A 20,988-nucleotide genomic window follows, 5' to 3' on the forward strand; every position below is an offset into this window, starting at 1 on the left:
TTTTAGAACTGCAAATGCATGGCTTACTTGGCGTTGAACTCCCACTTGAAGAAGGGGGAGTTCAACGCCAAGTTAGTCAGGTTAAGTAAAGAGCTATTAGTGGAAAATACCAGTTCATTATCTGTGAACTGGTATTTTTCTGATTAAAGATATTATATGGAATATGCAGATTAACAAAATAGCATACACATATTAAATATTTGTTGTAGAAACAATGTAGAAACTATTAATAATTTATGAATTGTATTGACAATAGAAGTAAAATGCAATAATATATAAACACATTAATTACATAGGATTACTATGAGTTTCTGAATAAATTGTCAATAGTTGACCAGAAAACTGGAGGCTAAATAATTATTTAAAATAGTTATTTAGCTTTTTGTTATATTTAAAATTAATTGGGGGTATTTTAGTGGCAAAGAAAAAATGGATAATTGTAAACTTAATAACCTTAATATTAGTAACTCTAATATTAACTAGTTGCGGTTCAAATAAAACTACTGAAGATAATAATGCTTCGATGAGTAACATGAGTAATATGAGTAATATGAGTAATATGAGTAATATGAGTAATATGAGTAATATAAGCAATGCAAGTAAATAATAATCATTAAAAAGTAGTAAATTCTATACAATTTATTGTCCGCTGTAATGTCTTATATAATTAAAACAATAGGCTGTAAATAAGTATTTATTATTCAGCTTATTGCATTTTGTAGATTAATTTTTCCTAATGTATAGTAGCTAACTTTTATTTAATAACTTTTGTGAGATAATCATTATATATAAAATTTTAATATTTGAATGGAGCCTTAATATGAATGAAGATAGAAAAAAGATATTAATTGTGGATGATGAAATGAAAATTGTAGAAGTTATAAAATCATATATTGAAAATAGTAATTTTTATGCTTTTACAGCTGCTAACGGAAATGAAGCTATAAATTTATTTTATAATGTGAATCCTGATCTTATTATTTTAGATCTAATGCTGCCTGATATAAATGGTGAAGAAATATGTAAATTTTTAAGAATTAAAAAATCAAAAGTTCCTATAATTATGCTTACCGCAAAAATTGGTGAGGATGATATTTTAAATGGTCTTGATATAGGAGCAGATGACTATATAACGAAACCTTTTAGTCCAAGGCAACTTGTTGCTAGAGTAAAGGCATTATTAAGAAGAGTTGAAGTTGATGAAGTTCAGACGTCTGATATATATTCTTTTAATCAAAATGATCTTATTATAGATAATGTATCCTATGAAGTCAGAAAAGCTGGAAGCTTGGTTAATCTTACCCGTAATGAGTACAATATACTTATTGCAATGGCTAAGCATCCTTCAAAAGTATTTACGAGAGAAGAACTGATTTCTATTGCATTAGGTGGAGATTTTGGAGGGTATGATAGGGCTGTCGATTCCCATATAAAGAATTTGAGACATAAAATTGAAAGTGATCCTAAGGTGCCTAAATATATTCAGACTATACGTGGTATAGGCTATAAATTTGGAGATGCTTAGTTAGGAGGGTAATCAATGAAGAGTAGTCTAAAGACAAAATTGTCATTGACCTATGCTTTAGTGGCTGTAATAAGTATATTAATGATAAGTTTAACCATAAATATATTTTTAGAAAAACAATTTAAGACTTATACTATGGAAAATCAAGAAAATAAAAATAAGGCATTGACTGATTTAATTGGTAAACAATATGGTGATAATGAAAACTGGAATTATAAGACTATTGAAAGTATAGGGATGAACGCTATTGAACAAGGATTAATTATTAAATTAAATGATAATTCTGGAAAGGTAGTATGGGATGCTTCTACTCATAACAATGGCTTATGCAAACAGATGATAGATCATATGGAGAATAATATGAACAAATATTATGGTGGGGATAGTGGTAAATATGAAGAAAAATTATATACAGTTTACAACGGTAATAGAAAGATAGGAAGTTTACAGATTGGATATTACGGCCCATTTTATTATAATGATAACGATATAGCATTTATAAAAACATTAAATAAGATTTTATTAGGAGTGGGTATAGCATCATTATTTTTTGCTGTACTACTGGGATTGCTTATGGCTAAAATGTTGAGTAGTCCTATATCTAGAGTTGTAAAAGCAGCTCAAAATATTGCTAATGGTTTTTTTGATAATAGAATTACTGAAAAATCTGAAACTACAGAAATTGATTTGTTGATTTCAACCATTAATGATTTAACAGAAACTCTTGAAAATCAAAAGAATTTGAGAAAAAGAATGTCTGCTGATATTGCCCATGAGCTTAGAACACCTTTGGCAACACTGCAAAGTCATCTTGAAGCTATGATAGATGGAATATGGAAACCAAGTATAGAAAGATTGGAAAGTTGCCATGAAGAAAGTATAAGAATAAATAGATTAGTAGGAGATTTAGAAAATTTAGCTGAATATGAAAGTGAAAATTATAAATTATCTAAAGTTAAATATGATATTTATGATCAAGTAAAGAAAATAATGTATAATTTTCAGGCTGATTTTAAAAATAAGGGTGTGAATATTAATCTTAATGGAAAAAGAGAATTTGTATTTGCAGATAAAGATAAGATTAGTCAAGTTATAATAAATCTCATATCCAATTCATTAAAATATACTCCTAAAGATGGAAATGTAGAGATAATTATTGATAAAAGTGATAAGGAAATAATTATAAAAGTTAAAGATACAGGAAGAGGAATATCCTCAGAAGATATACCCTATATATTTGAACGATTCTATCGGGTAGATAAATCTAGAAATAGATTAACAGGGGGAGCCGGAATAGGACTTACTATTGCAAAGGCCATTGTAAATTTTCATAAAGGAAATATAGCTGTGAAGAGTAATTTAGGTAAAGGAACGGAATTTACTGTATTATTACCAAAAGGAATATAAGAAAATATTTATAAATAGTAAAAAACTATAGAATTTATTTATACAGTATGGTATTATAATAAACAAATAGGAATAGTAGGTTAGGATATAAAATTTTAGGGGGAAAATAAATATGTCAAAAATAGCAAAAAAATTAGTTGATTTAATTGGAAATACACCATTGTTAGAACTTTCAAATTATAATGCTCACAAGGGATTGGAAGCTGAAGTTATTGCTAAATTAGAGTATTTTAATCCAGCAGGAAGTGTAAAAGATAGAATTGGATATGCTATGATAAAAGACGCGGAAGAAAAGGGCCTAATAAATAAAGACACGGTTATAATTGAACCTACAAGTGGTAATACAGGAATAGGACTTGCTTTTGTGGCAGCTTCAAAAGGATACAGACTTATACTGGCTATGCCTGAGACAATGACTTTGGAGAGAAGAAATCTTCTCAAAGCGCTTGGTGCAGAGTTAGTTTTAACACCAGGGCCAGAAGGAATGAAAGGTGCCATTAAAAAGGCTGAAGAATTGGCAAAGGAAAATCCAAATTCTTTTATACCACAACAATTTAAAAATCCAAATAATCCTGAAATACATAAAAAAACTACTGCTGAAGAAATTTGGAGAGATACAGATGGGCAAGTAGATATTTTTATAGCTGGCGTTGGTACCGGTGGTACTGTTAGTGGAGTAGGAGAGGCATTAAAAGACAAAAATCCAAATATAAAAATTATTGCTGTTGAACCTTTTGATTCTCCAGTTTTATCTGGTGGAAAACCAGGACCACATAAAATTCAGGGAATTGGAGCAGGGTTTATTCCAGATACTTTTAATGCTGAAGTTGTAGATGAAATATTCCAGGTAAAAAATGAAGAAGCTATTGAAACAGCAAGAGAATTGGCAAAAAATGAAGGATTATTGGTAGGTATATCCTCAGGAGCTTCTACTTTTGCAGCAACACAAATTGCAAAGAGACCGGAGAATAAAGGTAAAAAGATAGTTGTGCTATTACCAGATACTGGTGAAAGATATCTATCAACTCCTTTATTTCAGTAATTTTATGTTTTAGAGATAAAGGAAATATCATTTATTATTTTTGTACTTTTCACAGAGATTTCTCTTCTTTAGTTTTTTATTTTTCCAAAAACATTTTACCACAAATGAGAGTAAATCTCTAAAATTTTTTGAATGCAAAGTGTATATAATTCAATTTCTACAGGTATAATTTGTGAAATTCAAGTTTAATAAATCTTCAATCTAAAAAGATTAAAATAATAAAAAATGTGAATAAAGTATTGACACTTAGTTAAAAATATAGTATTTTATAGTAAACACATCGGAATAATATAATAAAATTTAGGTGACCAGAACTACTGGAGGCTAAGTTTTTTCATTAATTTGAAAGAACTTAGCTTTTTTTCTGAAATTTATTTTGCTAATTTAAAAATAGTTTATATTAATATTTAGACTATTTTTATAAAAAGCTCATTATTCCATATGACAAATAATTTAATATAAAAATTTAGGAGGAGTAGTTTTAATGATTAAAAAAACACTTAGTAAAAAATTTGTATTAGTTCTTGTCTCACTAATATGTTTAGTAAGTTTGGTGGCAACTGCCTGCGGTAAACAATCTTCCGGTGCATCGGCATCTTCATCAAAATCTACAACGGATAAGTTAAAGCCGGATAGTGATGGTTTAATTCCAATAAAAACTTCTTCAAAAGTAGATTGTTCATCTACACCATGGGTTGTTGCTGACCAGAAGGGATTTTTTAAGAAATATGGCTTGAAAGTAGTATATACGGGAGAAACCCAAGCAGCTCAACAAATCCCATCTATTTTAAATGGAAACAATAATGTTAATGCTTTTCATCCAAATACTTATGCACCGGCAATAGCAGGAGGAGCTAATATAATAGGTATTGGACCAGCAGGAATAGATCCGGCACCAGATGTAGATCCTAAATATAGACATATGTGGTGGTTTGTTAGTGCTAAAGCTTCACAGGCTGGAGTTAAAACTTTTAAAGATTTAGCAGATTATAAAAAGGGCCAAAAATTAAAGTTTACAACAGGTTCTGCTAATATTTGTACTGATTTTGAAGGAAATACTTTAGCTGATAAATTTGGAATTCCAAGAGATAGAATAGAATGGGTGACAATGCCGGATGTTCAGGCATTACAGGCTCTTACGCAGGGAACAGTTGATGTATCGGCAGTTCATCCACCATATTATACTGGAATGGAAAAGGCTGGAAATATAAAAATAGCAGATACAGCAGATACTGATCTTGGACCAACAGCAGGCTTGACTTATTGGGTTGTAAACAAAACCTGGGCAGCTGAAAATCCAAATGTAACTAGAAAATTTCTTAAGGCAATAACAGAAGCAGATACTTGGGCAAATCATAATCCTAAAGAAGCTGCAGATTTAACTGCAAAACATATAGGACAACCAATTAGTGGAAATCATTATTATTCTGAAAATCTAAATATTGATAATGCTAAGTATCTAAAACCTTGGTTGGACGATTCAGTAAAAAATGGTTCAATACCGAAAGATAAAGTAAAAGTTTCAGATATGGTAACAGATGCATATTATAAATAAAATGTACAATTCAACATATATTTAACTAAAATAATAAGTATTGATTTGTTAATTGATATTACTGTGTTGACCAGAAATACTGGAGGCCAAGATTTTTCGTGGATTTGAAAAATTTTGGTCTCTTTGTATTTATAATTTTATGAATGTAAAATTTTTTTATAAATATAACTAAAGTGGTATAAAAGGTAATAAATTATTTATTGAATTAAAATTTAATATAAAAATTAGGAGGGGTTAGTTTCAATGGTTAAAAAACGATTTAACAAAAAATTTATATTAGTTCTGATTTCAATAATATGCTTAATAAGTCTGGTGGCAACTGCTTGCGGTAAGCAATCCTCAGGTGCCTCAGCATCTTCATCAAAATCTTCAGGGGATGAATTAAAGCCTGATAAAGATGGATTGATTCCAATTAAAACATGGACAAAAACAAATTGTGCATCTACACCATGGGTTGTTGCTGATGAAAAGGGATTTTTTAAGAAATATGGTTTAAAATCAGTGTATACTGGTGAGACTCAGGCAGCTCAGCAAATTCCATCAATACTGAATGGAAACAATGATGTGGCAGATTTTCATCCAAATACTTATGCACCAGCAGTAGCAGGAGGCGCTAATATAATAGGTATTGGAGCAGCAGGAATAGATCCAGCACCAGATGTAGATCCTAAATACAGACATATGTGGTGGTTTGTTAGTGAAAAGGCATCACAGGCAGGAGTTAAGACTTTTAAAGATTTAGCAAATTATAAAAAGGGTCAGAAATTAAAATTTACAACAGGAGCTGCAAATATTTGTACTGATTTTGAAGGCGGTGTTTTAGCTGAAAAATATGGTATTCCAAAAGACAGAATAGAATGGGTTACAATGCCGGATGTTACAGCTGTACAGGCACTTACTCAAGGAACAGTTGATGTATCAGCAGTTCATCCACCATATTACGCTGGAATGGAAAAGGCAGGTAATGTAAAAATAGCAGATACAGGCGATACAGATCTTGGACCAACAGCTGGTTTAACCTATTGGGTGGTTAATAAAACTTGGGCAGAAAAAAATCCAAATGTAGCTAAAAAGTTTCTTCAAGCAATCACTGAGGCAGAAACTTGGGCAAATCATAATCCTAAAGAAGCAGCAGATTTAACTGCAAAGCATATAGGTCAACCAGTTAGTGGAAGTCATTATTATACTGAAACCTTAAATATTGATAATGCAAAATATGTACAACCTTGGATTGATGATTTGGTTAATAAGGGGTCCATACCAAAAGGTAAAATAACAGCTAAAGATTTAATAACAGATAAATACTATAAATAAATTAAATTTTAGAACAGTTTAAAAATTAAACTTTAAAAATTTTTTAATAATAGAAGAATTAAAATGGCATTCATAATGCGTCTTTATGTATTATGAATGCCATTTTGCCTTTTGTTATGAATTTAAAAAAATGTTGACATTTCAAAAAAAATGTAGTATTTTATAGTAAACACATTGGAATAATAAAATTATTTTGGTTGACTAGAAATACTAGAGACCAAGTCTTTTCACAAGTTTGAAAGGACTTGGTCTCTATATTTTTGTCTATAGTTTAATAAAAAATTAGGAGGGTAAGTTTCAATGATTAAAAAAAGATTTAGTAAAAAATTTGTGTTAACTTTAGTTTCACTGATATGCTTAGTAAGTTTAATAGCAACTGCCTGCGGTAAGCAAACTTCCGGTGCTTCAGCATCTTCAGCAAAATCTTCAGGTGATGAATTAAAACCTGATAAAGATGGCTTAATTCCAATTAAAACTTCATCAAAATTAGATTGTTCATCTACACCTTGGGTTGTTGCTGATCAAAAGGGATTTTTTAAGAAATATGGTTTGAAAGTTCAGTATACTGGAGAAACTCAAGCTGCTCAAGAAATTCCATCAATATTAAATGGAAATAATTATGTTGATTCATTTCATCCAAATACTTATGCACCTGCAATAGCTGGTGGAGCTAATATAATAGGTATTGGACCAGAAGGGATAGATCCAGCACCAGATGTAGATCCTAAATATAGACATATGTGGTGGTTTGTCAGTGCAAAGGCTTCACAGGCTGGAGTTAAAAGTTTTAAAGATTTAGTAAACTATAAAAAAGGACAAAAATTAAAGTTTACAACTATTGCTGCCAATATTTGTGCCGATTTTGAAGGAAATACTTTAGCTGATAAATTTGGAATTCCAAGAGACAGAATAGAATGGGTTACAATGCCAGATGTTCAAGCAATACAAGCTCTTCAACAGGGAACAGTTGATGTATCAGCAGTACATCCACCATATTACACTGGTATGGAAAAAGCAGGTAATGTAAAAATAGCAGATTCAGCAGATACTGATCTTGGACCAACAGCAGGATTAAGTTACTGGGTTGTTAATAAAACTTGGGCTGCTAAAAATCCAAATGTAACTAGAAATTTCCTTAAAGCAATGACAGAAGCGGAAACTTGGGCAAATCATAATCCTAAAGAAGCAGCAGATTTAACTGCAAAACATATAGGGCAACCGGTTAGTGGAAATCATTATTATACTGAAACTTTAAATATTGATAATGAAAAGTATTTAAAACCTTGGTTAGATGAATCGGTTAAAACTGGCTCCATACCAAAGGGTAAGCTAACTACTAAAGATTTAGTAACAGATGCATATTATAAATAATATATAAGCTTCAATAACTTATAGGAATAGTAATCTTGATAATTAAGATTACTTGATGGAGTAAAATACTTATACTGATTTATGTTTATTAAAAATAGTGTTAATACTAGAATAGTACTAGCACTATTTTAACTTCAAAACTTATTTATTATAATTAATTGCTTTATTATTTCTAATCTTAAATTTCTTTTTTGTCACAGAAAATAAATATATAGATGATATACCTGCAATGGGAACTAAACAGCTTAATCCACAAGCTCCACAGGTTCCTGTACAAGCACCTACTCCTGGTATAAAATTACTTGTTGCAGCTATACTGATGCCTGCAACGCCAATTCCAGTTCCGATTTCTTTGATTTTATTATTCATTTACAGCACCCCTCACAGGGATAGGCATATCAGATTCGTTAATACTTTCTTTTTCCCAGCCAGGCTTTCCAGTTCCATAAGAGATTGCATTTTTAGGGCATGTAGCTTCACATTGTCTGCAGGTAATACAATTGAGAATTTCATAGGATATTTTTCCATTCTTTTTTTGTAAAGACCCCATTGGGCATGTTTTCACACAAGATGCACAAGAAACACATTTTTCCTTTGATAATCTTAATTTAAAAGTAAAACCAAACTTTGAACTTATACTTTGCATAATTCCCTGTACGGCTCCTACTGGGCACATAAAATTACAATAGCCTCTTCCACCTTTTGTGAATATTCCAAAAACAAATAGCCAAAGAAATCCTGTTATAATTGTAGTTGAACTTAAGAGTCCAAAATTTCCCCAAAATCCTCCGTTCATAAGTCGTTGTAAAAAGGAAAGATTACAAAATGCACAGGCAATACTTCCTGCTAAAAATGGAGTTATTAGATATCCTGCTAAAAATCCATATCTAATAGGTATTGGATTTATTATTTTGTACCAATTTATTTTAAATCTTTCAGGAACTAGACGACTTAAATATTCTGGAAAAGCTCCTGCTGCGCATAGCCGTCCACAGTAAAATGCACCAAAGAAAAAAGTAAGAACAAAGAATAAAATCACTGATATAAATACAACAGACATAAACTCTAATCCTTTACCTGTAAAAAGATTTAATAATGGTATACGAAGGCATATTGAATGAATATTTAAAGAACTTCCATCATTATTTATTAATTTACCTAGTACTCTTTCGTATAAAGCAAAAGGAGCATAGAATAAAATTATTCCAAATAAATACCATATTCCTCTTTTAATTAAAAATACATTACTTCTTTTTATTTTTGTCATTGTTTGTAACCTCCTCATAGACCTTTAATCTTTATCTTTTACATTTGAGTTAATAACTTTAATAGGTATAGTTCCGATTACATTGTTGTTTTTTGTATTTATTACATTTATGACTCCTTCGCTTACTAGATATTTATTTGACTTATTTCTGGGTATATTTAACAAAACTGTTATATTGAATTCTTCATTTGCCTTTAATACAATATTTAAATTTCCGTTTATTCCAAAAGATTTATCTATTTGTGAGCCTATTGTTACTTTTCCATCAAAACCTTTATACAGTAATTGCAGAGATGTATCTTCTTTTTCACTATTTATAATAGTACCTTTAATTGACTGTACATTAGGTTGGACTAATTGTTTAGGCAAACCTTGTTGTGCTATATCTATTATGGTAGTCTTGGCTATATTTTTATTATTAATTTTCTCGTTAACTTTAATTTTGAAACTTGAACTTTGCTCTACCGCTGTTGCTTTTTTATAATATCCAGCACCTATTGTTATTAAAGTCATTAGTACAAATGCAGTAAAAAAAATAAATACTTTTAGAAATTTCTTTTTCATCATTTTCATCTCCTTATAATAGTTATTGCAAAATTTTTCATATGTAAAAAAGGCTAGGACTATCTTCTTAAAATAATAAGATAATCCTAACCTCCAGTTTTCTGGTCAGTTCAAATAAAGTGCATGCTATTTCTATATTTTAAATGTGCCTTTTGTAAAATATTATTACTTTACTGTTTGATTGTCAATAAAAATTTTATATTTATGTGTAATTATGATGTAGATTTTATTAATAAATTGTAAATAAAATTCGTGTAATTTATTACTAAATATCTTTACTAACATAATAATTCAAACTTTTTTGTTCATAAATTATTCATAATAATTACATTATATCTACATAGGATTTAAATAAAATCATAACCTTCTATTGACATATAAATTATAATTTATTAATATTAATTCATACTAAACAGATAGGCATAATGTTTTTGCATTTATACTGGAGAAATTTCTGCTAACCAGAAATACTGGAGGCTGACTTGTTTTATGAAAGATTCATTTATCATAAAACAGTCGGCTTTTTTATTTACAAAAATCTATAGTTATGGAGGATTAAAATGAATAAAAAGAAAATAATTGACTCATATTTAAAAAACATAATTTTCAATTATCTTAGGAAAGGGGATGGATTTGGTGATAAAATCATTAAAAACAGATAATGTAAATTTAAAGAAATCATCCTATAAAATATTCATGTTTTTAATAATTATTATATTTATAATTATTTTATTAATATCAGTTAAAAGAATTTTTAATATTGATGTATTAAATGTTTTTAAGAATTTATTTTTATTAAAGTATCTGCCTAAATTGGATGATAGTACTAGTTATGGATTGATCTTTATATTTGGTGTATTAACGTCTTTTCATTGTGTTGGAATGTGCAGTGGAATAGCAATTTCACAAACTGTTAAAAAAAATGAAGCTGAGAGTTCTGATAATAGATTTCGTTCAATTATATTACCATCCTCATTTTACAATATAGGAAGGATTATTTCATACACTGTAGTTGGTGCCATAGTTGGAGGGCTTGGAGGTGTAGTAAGCTTTGGCGGTATATGGAAAGGTGTAGTGCCAGTTATTAGTGGTATATTTATGATTATTATGGCTATCAATCTTTTAGGTATTTTTAAATTTTTAAGATGGGTAAATATTAGAATGCCCTATTTTTTTACAAAAAGAATATTTGAGGGTAATGGTTATAGTCCTATTATTGTGGGATTGTTGTCTGGATTAATGCCCTGTGGGCCATTGCAGATGATTCAACTATATGCTTTGAGCACAAAAAGTGTACTGTATGGAGCTTTATCTATGTTTATATTTTCAATAGGTACAGTGCCTTTGGTATTTACATTTGGTACAATAAATACATTTTTGAATAAAAAATTTTCTAAAATAATTTTAAAAATAAGTGCAGTAATTGTTTTTTCATTAGGAATAGTAATGATTGGAAGAGGATTAGCACTGTCAGGTATATCTATTAAAATGCCAAATATGAATATAGCAAAAAATGGTCATAAGGTTTTTGCATTAATAGAAGGAAACAGTCAGACAGTACAAGCCGAAGTACAGTCTGATAGTTTCCCAGAAATAGTAGTAGTTAAAGGTATACCTGTTAAATGGAATATGCATGTAGATAAAGATAATTTAAATGATTGTAATAAGGCATTTCAAGTTTCGAAATTGAAAATTAATAAGAGTCTTACTGTTGGAGATAATATCGTGGAATTTACTCCAAATGAATCAGGTGACTTTACATATACATGCTGGATGGGGATGATAAAAAGTAAAGTTATAGTAGTTGATAGTGAAAGTGATTTAAAGAAACTTGAAAAGAAATAAGTATATGAAATTTAAACTTTTTAAAATATATATGCTGTAAAGAAATACAAAAAGGTATTGACATCTATTAAAAATTATAGTATTGTATACTAAACAGATAGGAATGATATATTAATATAAAAGGTTGACCAGAATAACTGGAGACCAGGTTTTCTAAAATTTGATTTATGAAAACCTGGTCTCTTTTATTTTAGGTATTGTAAATAACTAGTCAATAATACTAATGGATTTTATTTATTATTTATTTGCATATGCTTTATGTATTGAAGGAGGAGAAATTTTAATGATTACATAATTAAAATAGAAATATAAGTGATTCATTATCAATAATTAAAATAATAATATAAATTATTTATATAAGGGGGATATATTTATATGTCAGCTATAACAATTGAAAAACCAGCTAAGAAAAAGGAACATATACTAGACAAATTAGCGATCCTAGGTAGAAAATCTATTGCTTTAATAATCTTCTTTGCTCTATGGCAAATATTGCCTACAATAGGAGTGTTGAACAGACAGTTTATACCATCAATAGGTGACATTGTAATTAATCTTGGGCAGATGTTAGCCACAGGAGAATTACTCATTCATATACAGGCAAGTATGGCAAGAGCATTGGAAGGTTTTGCTCTTTCAATAATAGTAGGTGTACCTCTAGGATTTTTGTTAGGAGGATGGTTTAAGAAATTTGAAGAAATTTTGGATCCATTATTACAAGTATTTGCGCAGATTAACCCTTTTACCCTTTTTCCTATATTTATTTTGTTCTTTGGAATTGGTGAAGTTGCAAAAGTAGCAATAATCTTTTGGGTAGCAGTATGGCCAGTATTATTTCATACAATTAATGGTGTTAAAAATATTGATCCATTATTAATAAAAGGTGCGCGAGCTATGGCCACACCAAAGTTTTCACTTTTTTATAAAGTTGTTTTGCCAGGGGCAGCACCTTTGATTTTTGCAGGACTTAGATCTTCAGTTGGTACTGCATTTTTAATGCTTATTGCCGCTGAAATGATAGGAGCAAGTAAAGGTCTTGGCTGGTTAATATTAAATGCACAAAATAATTACAATATTAACAAGTTATATTCTGCAGCAATTGCTATTGCAGCACTTGGATTGTTAATGACAAAGCTTTTGCAAGTATTAGAACGTTTAATAATTACATGGAAAGATGATTCATCAAGTATATAAAATTTATATAAAAGGGAGTGTTTATATATGAGTGGAGAGAATGCAGTATTAAAGGAAAATGTTTTTGTTAATAAAGAGGGGGAAAAATCCAATGAGCATCATGTTAACAGTGATAATTTAGGTGAGCATCACGATCACAATGTTAATTTAGATAAAAATGAAAAAGAAACAAAAATTTTAGCTAAAAATATAACCCGTACTTTTACAGTTAAAAATCGAGGAGAAAAAGGTGTAAAAGAATTTACGGCAATTAAAGATATTAATTTAGAAATAAAAGCAGGTGAATTTATTACTCTTGTAGGGCCAAGTGGCTGTGGAAAATCTACATTTTTAGATATACTTTCAGGACTTTCAAAACCTACCTCTGGAGAATTGTATATAGATGGTAAGTTAGTAACTGGACCAGCTTTGGATCGTGGTATAGTTTTACAGGGATATGCATTATTTCCATGGAGAAATGTACGTAGAAACATTGAATATGGACTTGAGTTAAAAAAGATTCCTAAAAAACAAAGAAGAGAAATTAGTCAGGAGTTTATTGAGTTAGTAGGGTTAACCGGTTTTGAAGATAGATATATTCATGAATTATCAGGTGGTATGAGACAGAGAGTAGCAATAGCTAGAGCATTAGCCTATAATCCAGAAGTACTTTTGATGGATGAACCTTTTGCGGCTGTTGATGCACAGACTAGAGAAACAATGCAGGAAGAACTTCTCCGCATATGGGAAAAGACTAATAAAACTATAGTATTTATAACTCATAGTATTGAAGAAGCGGTATTCCTTGCAGATAGGGTGGCAGTTTTATCAGCCAATCCAGGAGCTGTAAAAGAAATTATAGATGTAGATTTACCAAGGCCTAGAAAACTTGGAGATGTAAGAAATTCACCTGATTTTAACTGGTTAAGTCATAAGGTTTGGGAACTGCTGCATAATGTGGAAGATAAAAATCAAACTAAAGTAATAAATGAAGGCCGCAATATTGCAGAGGAAATATCTCCTACAGTAGATTTATAACTTTTTGCTTCACTAGTGGTAAAAATTATAAAAAAGTGAAATTATGATTGGAAGTCTGGGAGGACATCAAATGTCGAAAATAGCTAAAAAACTGGTTGATTTAATTGGAAATACTCCATTATTAGAGCTATCTAACTATGGCCAATATAAAGGGTTAGAGGCTAAAATAATTGTTAAATTAGAGTATTTCAATCCATCAAGGAGCGTTAAGGATAGAATCGGATATGCCATGATTAGGGATGCTGAGGATAAAGGACTAATAAATAAAGATTCAGTTATAATTGAGCCAACTAGTGGAAATACAGGAATTGCTTTAGCTTTTGTTGCAGCTTCAAAAGGTTATAGACTCATATTGACTATGCCAGAAACTATGAGCATAGAAAGAAGAAACTTACTTAAAGCACTAGGTGCGGAGCTGATTTTAACACCTGAGGTTTATGGAATGAAAGGCGCAATACGAAAAGCCGAGGAATTAGCAGAGCAAATTCCAAATTCATTTATTCCGAATCAATTTGAAAATTCCATAAATCCTGCTATGCATAGACAGACTACGGGAGAAGAAATATGGAAAGATACAGATGGAAAAGTTGACATTTTTGTTGGAGGAGTAGGAACAGGTGGTACTGTTACTGGAGTAGGAGAAGCTTTAAAAAGGCGGAAACAGAATGTTAAAATTGTTGCAGTGGAACCTTTTGATTCGTCTGTTCTATCAGGTGGTTCAAAAGGTTTAAATAAAATAGAAGGTCTTGGATCAGGTCTTATTTCTAATATATTTAATGAGGATATAGTAGATGAGATATATAAAGTAAAGGCTAATGAAGCTTTTGAAACCTCAAGAGAATTAGCTAAAATTGAAGGTTTGCTAGTGGGAAAGTCATCTGGAGCAGCAGTATTTGCTGCAATGAAAATTGCACAAAGATTAGAGAATAAATGGAAAAATATTGTGGTTTTATTGCCTGATACTGGTGAAAGGTATTTATCAACATTATTATTTTCTCATTTACGTGTTGTAAAATAATATGATATTTCGTAGTATTTATATATGTATAATATGAAACTGTTTGTGCGTAAAATTGTAGTCTTTGAAACAATATTACAAAATGAATGTTAGGATTCATTTAATAATTGGACGTGCATAAAACAGTGTAGTTACTAGAGGATTAAAAAAGAAATAACCAGCCGACTAAAGTATTAGGCTCGTTATTTCTTTTTAGATGTTCAACAGTTTTTAGCTTTTAATAAGGCACATTCAAATAAATAACTAGTCAGTATGCTAGTCTATTTATTTTCATATGCCTAAATTATTGATTTTAAGGAGTGTTTATAGATGTCAGAAAAAAATTATAGATTTGAAACTTTACAATTAAGAGGGGGATATGATCCAGAAAAACATAATTATGCCTCAACAGTACCTATTTATCAAACTGCTTCCTTTAATATTGGTAATATAGAAAGACTTAGAAGAATACGTAATTATGAAGAAAAAGGATTTCTATATTCAAGAAGTGGTAATCCAACTTTGGATGTACTTCAGCAGAGAATAACAGCACTGGAAGGTGGAACATCAGCTATTGCGGTTGCTTCGGGTATGGCTGCTGTGGCTTATTCAATATTAAATGTAGCAGAAGGTGGTGGAGAAATAGTTGCACCAGCTTCATTATATGCTGGATCATTTAATTTATTAAAATACACATTACCAGAACTTAATATAAAAGTAAACTGGGTAGAAGATCCAAACGATCCAGAATCCTATAGAAAAGCTATTACGCCTAATACAAAAGCAATATTTGCTGAGACTATAGGAAATCCATTAATAAATATACTTGATATTGAGAAGGTAGCAGAAATTGCACATGAAAATGGAATTCCTCTTATAGTGGATAATACTTTTCCTACACCATATCTCTTAAGACCTTTTGATTTTGGAGCTGATATAGTTGTATATTCATCTACAAAAGCATTAGGTGGACATGGTAATACATTGGGAGGACTAATTGTAGAAAATGACAAGTTTAATTGGAATAATGGTAAATTTCCACACTTTACGAGACCTGATTACAAGGCTCAAAATAAAAATTTATACGAATTATTTCCAAAAGCGGTATTTACAACAAGAGTGAGAATACATTATTTATCAAATTTTGGTGCGGTACTTAGTCCTTTTGATGCATTTTTAATTCTTCAAGGAATTGAGACACTATCAGTAAGAGTAGATAGAGAAGTTAAAAATACAGAAGAAATTGCAAAATATCTTTCTAAGCATCCATCAGTTTCTTGGGTGAGCTATCCTGGTATTGAGGATAATATAAATAGCGGCTTAGCTAAAAAATATCTTCCTAAGGGAGCAGGTTCAATATTGTCCTTTGGATTTAATGGCAGCCAAGAAGAAATAGATGTATTTCTTGACAGTTTGGAAGTTTTTAGTTTCCTTGTAAACGTAGGAGATTCAAAGTCCTTAGCAACTCAGCCGGCAGAAACAACTCATGGCTCGTTAACAGATGAAGATAAAGAAAAAGCTGGAGCATTTTCTAATGCAATAAGATTATCAATTGGAATAGAAAATGTACAGGATTTAATAGAAGATTTGGAACAAGCCATTGCAAAGGCTAAAGGTAATTTTGTAGAAGAGAATTAAAATTAAATTTATGTTTGACAAATCAACGAATAAGAATTATAATAATTTCAACAAAACAAATATGATTACTTGGGATTAATAATTTTAGTTTACCAGAAAAACTGGAGACTAAGTTCTATAATACTACATAGGGCTTAGTCTCTTCTTTTATCTATAGGAAATTATTTTTATAAATCTTAATTAATGTCATTAACAAATTAAAATATCGAAGGAAAATAACTAGTCAATATCTTATCATATCTGACTTACTATTTACTTTCAGATACCTAAATGTAGAAATGAATTTAAATTAGAATATTTTTATATGTAAATAAGAATTTATTTTAAAATTCTACAGGGTTTATATAAGAAAAATTCAAAATTGCATTTGATAAGGAGGAAATTCTATGTTAAAACCTAATAAAGATTCAGGATTTGCCCATCTTTCTAAAATACATCCTTGTTTAGGTGGAGAAGCTCATCATAATTTTGGAAGAATTCATCTTCCAGTAAGTCCGGCCTGCAACATTCAGTGCAAATTTTGCAAAAGGGATTGCAATAGCAATGAGGAGAGACCTGGAGTTGCAAATGGGATATTAGATCCTAAGGATGCTGTAGATACTGTTAGAAGAGCATTGGAACTTTGTCCTCAAATAACAGTAGTAGGTATAGCAGGACCTGGAGATACTTTGGCAACACCACAGGCAATTGAAACTTTTAAGCTTGTGGATAAAGCCTATCCTGATCTTGTTAAGTGCTTAAGTACAAATGGATTGTTGCTTGAACGTTATGCTCAGGATATTTACGATTCTGGAGTGAGAACTATAACAGTAACTGTAAATGGAGTTGATCCAAAGATTCAAAGTCAGATTATATCTCATATAGTATTAGATGGTAAAATATATTATGGAGAAGAGGCCGCAGATATACTTATAAAAGCCCAACTCAGAGGAATTGCTAAAATAAGCAGTTTAGGTGTAGTAGTAAAGGTAAACTCTGTGCTTATTCCAACTGTTAATGATGAACATATAGAGGAGATAGCAAAAACCGTAAAAGAAGTAGGAGCTACTTTATATAATATTATACCTTTAATACCACAACATGATTTAAGCCACATTCCAGCGCCTACCTGTGAGCAATTGGATAAAGCGCGAGTGACTGCTGAAAAATATCTTGGCGTATTTAGGCATTGCAAGCATTGCCGTGCAGATGCATGCGGGATACCAGGTAAAGAGGATCTTTCATTAAAGCTTTATGGTGTCATAAATGAAAGACTTGAAACTTTTTCACATGGTTAAACATATAGATATGTTTTATGTAGTTAGTAATAGTATAGAATATAAGAGTTGACCAGAGAACTGGAGGCTAAATATTTCTATTGTATGACAAGGGAAATTTTTAGCCTTTTTTGTCTATATTGAAGCGTAAATGATTTTGTATACAGGAGGAATATAGTTTTATGTCTATAAACATTAAAAGAATAGAAGCTGTTACTAGAGAAAATAGGCTTGGAGCAATTACTGGATACACTGGAACTGTTAAAGATCTTGTAAAAAAAGCTAAAACTGGATGTCTTAAAAACAAAGAAAGATGCTTTAGTCAGGCGACTAATTGTAGTTCTGGATGTGCTCAGGGATACCTATCACGTATAATGGATGCCGCTATTGTGAATCATGGTGCTAGGGGATGCTCAGCAGATGTTATTGGGGAAAATACTAATTTCCTTTGGGGACAAAATATAAGAGATCTTGAAAAAAGAAATGTAAATGTCATTAATACTAATATGACAGAAGAAACTACTGTTTTTGGTGGATTAAAGAAATTGCGAGATGGTATAAGGGAAGCTTACAGGAGATTTAATCCTAAAGCTATCTTCATAACTACTTCCTGCGCTTCCGCTATTATCGGAGATGATGTGAAAAGTATTGCAGATGAAATAGAAGCTGAAATAAATATACCTGTGGTGCCAGTTTTTTGTGAAGGCTTCAGATCAAAAATATGGGCTTCTGGATTTGATTCAGCCTTTCATGCATTACTTACTAGAATAGTAAAACCACCAAAAGAAAAACATCCAGAAATTATTAATATGTTGACCTTTAATGGCAGCGGACGTGATTATGTAGTAGAAATATTATCAAATTTTGGACTTGTACCTAAATTTGGAGTTCCTTTTTCTACTATAGAAGAAATATCAACAATGTCTGAGTCAGCAGCCACTATAAGCATATGTGGTACTCTCGGAAGCTATTTTGGAAATGGGCTGGAACAAAAATATGGAGTACCTTATGTTAGATCCTTGCAGCCTCATGGTATTGCTGGTATGGATAATTGGCTTAGAGGTTTAGGTAAGGTTACAGGTAAGGAAGAAGAAATAGAGGAATATATAAAAAAGGAAAAAGAGAGAATAGCACCTGAACTAGAGGAGATAAGAGGAAAATTAAAGGGAAAAACTGCGGTAGTAGGTATGGGACCAAGTTTTTCTCACAATTATATAAGGGTACTTGGAGAATTAGGTATTAAAGTAATATGGGGTGCTTCCTGGCATTTTGATCAGGAATATGATCATGGAAGTATACCAGAGTCTACTATTGAATTATCTGAAAAAGATCATGATACTCCAATAAGTGTATGCGATCAACAAAATTTTGAAATATTAAATTTACTGAATAAATTAAAACCAGATCTATATTTATCAAGGCATCCTGGTACCACTGTATGGCCAACTAAGATGGGCATACCTTCTGTAATGGTAGCTGATGAATTTAGTGCTTTCGGCTATAGGGGAATAATAGATTTGGGATATAGGATAATAGATGCCTTAGCAAATAACAATCTTGCACTTAGTTTATCAAAAAGGGTCAAACTACCTTATACTTCTTGGTGGCTTCAGCAGGATACATTTAAATTTCTTGAAGAAGAGGTGAAATAATGAGTGAGGTAGTTGAACAATTAAGACATGTTTGTACCCTTGGAGGATATGAATCTGTATTAGCCATAGAAAGGGCTGTTCCAATAATACATGCTGGACCAGGCTGTGCTGCAAAAATATGGGCTACTTTAGGTCTGCAAAATGGGTGTCAGGGAACTGGATATATAGGAGGGCATTCAATACCATGTACTGATGTAGGAGAAAAAGAGGTTGTTTTTGGGGGAGCTGATCGACTACGAAAGGTCATCTCAAACTCCTTTAAAGTAATGGATGCGGATTTATACGTAGTATTAACAGGGTGTACTTCAGATATTGTGGGAGATAATGTGCCTGAAATTGTTAAAGAGTTTAAAAATGGGGAAAAATCCATAGTATATGCTGAAACAGGAGGTTTTAAAGGCAGCAATTTCATAGGTCATGAGCTCATTATTGATGCTATTATAGATCAATATTTAAAGCCGGCAGATGAAATAGAACATAATCTAATAAATATATGGGCTACCGTACCTTATCAGGATACTTTTTGGGCAGGGAACTATGAAACCATAAAAGATCTGCTTTCTCAGATAGGAGTTAAAGCTAATATTATTTTTGGACCTGGTAATGGCTTAAAAGCTTTAAATGATGTGACAAAAGCTCAATATAATTTATTGATATCACCTTGGGTAGGACTTAAAAATGTGATTCATCTAAAGGAGAAGTTTGGTACCCCTTATGTACATTATCCAGTACTGCCTATTGGTCCAACGGAAACAGGTAAATTTTTGAGAAGTATAGGGAAGCTTCTTCATATTGATGATACTGTTGTTGAAGGAGTAATAAAAAGACAGGAAGACAGATATTTCTATTATATAGAAAGAGCTGCAGACGTCTTACTTGAAACCAGATTACTGCCAAAGCATTTTATTACTATAGCAGATAGTGCTTATGCACTAGGTGTTTCTAAATTTTTGACCAATGATCTAGGACTATTAGGCGATAAACAGTTTATTACAGATGATGCACCTAAAGAGTATCATGAACAAATAAAAGGAAATTTTACTGAAGATTCTAATGCTATCATAGGTGATATTCAATTTACAAGTGATAGCGGAAATATAAAAGATTATTTAAGAAATACTAAATTCAGAACAAAACCACTTATATTGGGTAGTGGTTGGGATAGAGTAATTTCAAGAGAAGTTAAGGGTTATCAGTTATCTATATCTGCACCTATAAGTGATAGGATGGTACTTAGTAGATCATACCTGGGATATGAAGGTGCTCTACGATTAACAGAGGATATCTATTCTGCAGTACTACAGGATTTTCAGTAAAATATTTAATTTGGGTTTTCACAAGTAA

18 protein-coding genes are annotated in these 20,988 nt (G+C 30.9%); 15 read left to right on the forward strand and 3 right to left on the reverse strand.

Annotated elements, in window-relative coordinates; all coding sequences use genetic code 11:
- The first annotated feature begins 415 nt into the window (after window positions 1-415).
- The 7 genes from ABF633_RS07275 (at window position 416) to ABF633_RS07305 (ending at window position 8,214) form a co-directional block, all read left to right on the forward strand.
- The gene (locus ABF633_RS07275) at window positions 416-607 is read left to right on the forward strand and encodes a hypothetical protein (protein ID WP_415522994.1); all 192 of its coding nucleotides are present in this window, start codon (window positions 416-418) and stop codon (window positions 605-607) included.
- Between the two features lie 213 nt (window positions 608-820).
- Window positions 821-1,525 (forward strand): response regulator, encoded by a 705-nt coding sequence (locus ABF633_RS07280; protein ID WP_415522995.1) that lies wholly within the window; start codon window positions 821-823, stop codon window positions 1,523-1,525.
- Between the two features lie 15 nt (window positions 1,526-1,540).
- Window positions 1,541-2,932, forward strand: a complete 1,392-nt coding sequence (locus tag ABF633_RS07285; RefSeq protein ID WP_415522996.1) for a sensor histidine kinase — start codon at window positions 1,541-1,543, stop codon at window positions 2,930-2,932.
- A 112-nt stretch (window positions 2,933-3,044) separates the two neighbouring features.
- Window positions 3,045-3,974 (forward strand): cysteine synthase A, encoded by a 930-nt coding sequence (gene cysK / locus ABF633_RS07290; RefSeq protein ID WP_415522997.1) that lies wholly within the window; start codon window positions 3,045-3,047, stop codon window positions 3,972-3,974.
- A gap of 484 nt (window positions 3,975-4,458) precedes the next feature.
- Window positions 4,459-5,529 (forward strand): ABC transporter substrate-binding protein, encoded by a 1,071-nt coding sequence (locus ABF633_RS07295; protein ID WP_415522998.1) that lies wholly within the window; start codon window positions 4,459-4,461, stop codon window positions 5,527-5,529.
- A gap of 243 nt (window positions 5,530-5,772) precedes the next feature.
- Window positions 5,773-6,843, forward strand: coding sequence for an ABC transporter substrate-binding protein (locus ABF633_RS07300; RefSeq protein WP_415522999.1), 1,071 nt, complete (start codon window positions 5,773-5,775; stop codon window positions 6,841-6,843).
- A gap of 300 nt (window positions 6,844-7,143) precedes the next feature.
- Window positions 7,144-8,214, forward strand: a complete 1,071-nt coding sequence (locus tag ABF633_RS07305; protein ID WP_415523000.1) for an ABC transporter substrate-binding protein — start codon at window positions 7,144-7,146, stop codon at window positions 8,212-8,214.
- Window positions 8,215-8,355: 141 nt separating this feature from the next.
- On the opposite strand, the gene ABF633_RS07310 is transcribed toward ABF633_RS07305, so the two are convergent.
- The 3 genes from ABF633_RS07310 to ABF633_RS07320 are packed head-to-tail and all read right to left on the reverse strand — an operon-like array spanning window position 8,356 to window position 10,045.
- Window positions 8,356-8,583, reverse strand: coding sequence for a hypothetical protein (locus tag ABF633_RS07310; RefSeq protein WP_415523001.1), 228 nt, complete (start codon window positions 8,581-8,583; stop codon window positions 8,356-8,358).
- Window positions 8,576-9,481, reverse strand: a complete 906-nt coding sequence (locus ABF633_RS07315; RefSeq protein WP_415523002.1) for a 4Fe-4S binding protein — start codon at window positions 9,479-9,481, stop codon at window positions 8,576-8,578. The genes ABF633_RS07310 and ABF633_RS07315 overlap by 8 nt, the downstream gene beginning before the upstream one ends.
- 24 nt (window positions 9,482-9,505) lie before the next feature.
- A complete protein-coding gene (locus tag ABF633_RS07320) occupies window positions 9,506-10,045 on the reverse strand; it encodes a hypothetical protein (protein WP_415523003.1) in 540 nt (179 codons plus the stop codon).
- A gap of 636 nt (window positions 10,046-10,681) precedes the next feature.
- On the opposite strand from ABF633_RS07320, the gene ABF633_RS07325 reads away from it, so the two are divergent.
- From ABF633_RS07325 to ABF633_RS07360, 8 genes are all read left to right on the forward strand, one after another.
- Window positions 10,682-11,890 carry a sulfite exporter TauE/SafE family protein gene (locus tag ABF633_RS07325; protein ID WP_415523004.1) on the forward strand — a complete coding sequence of 403 codons (1,209 nt, stop codon included), beginning with the start codon at window positions 10,682-10,684 and terminating at the stop codon, window positions 11,888-11,890.
- A 375-nt stretch (window positions 11,891-12,265) separates the two neighbouring features.
- Window positions 12,266-13,084 (forward strand): ABC transporter permease, encoded by an 819-nt coding sequence (locus tag ABF633_RS07330; protein WP_415523005.1) that lies wholly within the window; start codon window positions 12,266-12,268, stop codon window positions 13,082-13,084.
- A 27-nt stretch (window positions 13,085-13,111) separates the two neighbouring features.
- Complete coding sequence (locus ABF633_RS07335; RefSeq protein ID WP_415523006.1) at window positions 13,112-14,101, forward strand: ABC transporter ATP-binding protein; 990 nt, start codon at window positions 13,112-13,114, stop codon at window positions 14,099-14,101.
- Between the two features lie 70 nt (window positions 14,102-14,171).
- Window positions 14,172-15,119 carry a cysteine synthase A gene (cysK, locus tag ABF633_RS07340; RefSeq protein WP_415523007.1) on the forward strand — a complete coding sequence of 316 codons (948 nt, stop codon included), beginning with the start codon at window positions 14,172-14,174 and terminating at the stop codon, window positions 15,117-15,119.
- A 309-nt stretch (window positions 15,120-15,428) separates the two neighbouring features.
- Window positions 15,429-16,736, forward strand: coding sequence for an O-acetylhomoserine aminocarboxypropyltransferase/cysteine synthase family protein (locus ABF633_RS07345; RefSeq protein WP_415523009.1), 1,308 nt, complete (start codon window positions 15,429-15,431; stop codon window positions 16,734-16,736).
- 386 nt (window positions 16,737-17,122) lie between these two features.
- Complete coding sequence (locus tag ABF633_RS07350) at window positions 17,123-18,013, forward strand: radical SAM protein (RefSeq protein ID WP_415523011.1); 891 nt, start codon at window positions 17,123-17,125, stop codon at window positions 18,011-18,013.
- Window positions 18,014-18,174: 161 nt separating this feature from the next.
- Window positions 18,175-19,644: a nitrogenase component 1 gene (locus ABF633_RS07355; protein ID WP_415523012.1), complete on the forward strand. Its 1,470-nt coding sequence runs from the start codon at window positions 18,175-18,177 to the stop codon at window positions 19,642-19,644.
- On the forward strand, window positions 19,644-20,960 hold the full coding sequence (locus ABF633_RS07360) for a nitrogenase component 1 (protein WP_415523013.1): 1,317 nt from the start codon (window positions 19,644-19,646) through the stop codon (window positions 20,958-20,960). The genes ABF633_RS07355 and ABF633_RS07360 overlap by 1 nt, the downstream gene beginning before the upstream one ends.
- The last annotated feature ends 28 nt before the right edge of the window (window positions 20,961-20,988 follow it).

Source organism: Clostridium sp. (assembly GCF_047718555.1).
GTDB lineage: Bacteria > Bacillota > Clostridia > Clostridiales > Clostridiaceae > Clostridium_I.

Coding starts and splice junctions, on each gene's coding strand:
- ABF633_RS07280 (WP_415522995.1), top strand. CDS start 821: ATGAATGAAGATAGAAAAAAGATATTAATTGTGGATGATGAAATGAAA.
- cysK (WP_415522997.1), top strand. CDS start 3,045: ATGTCAAAAATAGCAAAAAAATTAGTTGATTTAATTGGAAATACACCA.
- ABF633_RS07310 (WP_415523001.1), bottom strand. CDS start 8,583: ATGAATAATAAAATCAAAGAAATCGGAACTGGAATTGGCGTTGCAGGC.
- ABF633_RS07345 (WP_415523009.1), top strand. CDS start 15,429: ATGTCAGAAAAAAATTATAGATTTGAAACTTTACAATTAAGAGGGGGA.
- ABF633_RS07350 (WP_415523011.1), top strand. CDS start 17,123: ATGTTAAAACCTAATAAAGATTCAGGATTTGCCCATCTTTCTAAAATA.
- ABF633_RS07285 (WP_415522996.1), top strand. CDS start 1,541: ATGAAGAGTAGTCTAAAGACAAAATTGTCATTGACCTATGCTTTAGTG.
- ABF633_RS07335 (WP_415523006.1), top strand. CDS start 13,112: ATGAGTGGAGAGAATGCAGTATTAAAGGAAAATGTTTTTGTTAATAAA.
- cysK (WP_415523007.1), top strand. CDS start 14,172: ATGTCGAAAATAGCTAAAAAACTGGTTGATTTAATTGGAAATACTCCA.
- ABF633_RS07330 (WP_415523005.1), top strand. CDS start 12,266: ATGTCAGCTATAACAATTGAAAAACCAGCTAAGAAAAAGGAACATATA.
- ABF633_RS07305 (WP_415523000.1), top strand. CDS start 7,144: ATGATTAAAAAAAGATTTAGTAAAAAATTTGTGTTAACTTTAGTTTCA.
- ABF633_RS07355 (WP_415523012.1), top strand. CDS start 18,175: ATGTCTATAAACATTAAAAGAATAGAAGCTGTTACTAGAGAAAATAGG.
- ABF633_RS07315 (WP_415523002.1), bottom strand. CDS start 9,481: ATGACAAAAATAAAAAGAAGTAATGTATTTTTAATTAAAAGAGGAATA.
- ABF633_RS07360 (WP_415523013.1), top strand. CDS start 19,644: ATGAGTGAGGTAGTTGAACAATTAAGACATGTTTGTACCCTTGGAGGA.
- ABF633_RS07295 (WP_415522998.1), top strand. CDS start 4,459: ATGATTAAAAAAACACTTAGTAAAAAATTTGTATTAGTTCTTGTCTCA.
- ABF633_RS07300 (WP_415522999.1), top strand. CDS start 5,773: ATGGTTAAAAAACGATTTAACAAAAAATTTATATTAGTTCTGATTTCA.
- ABF633_RS07320 (WP_415523003.1), bottom strand. CDS start 10,045: ATGAAAAAGAAATTTCTAAAAGTATTTATTTTTTTTACTGCATTTGTA.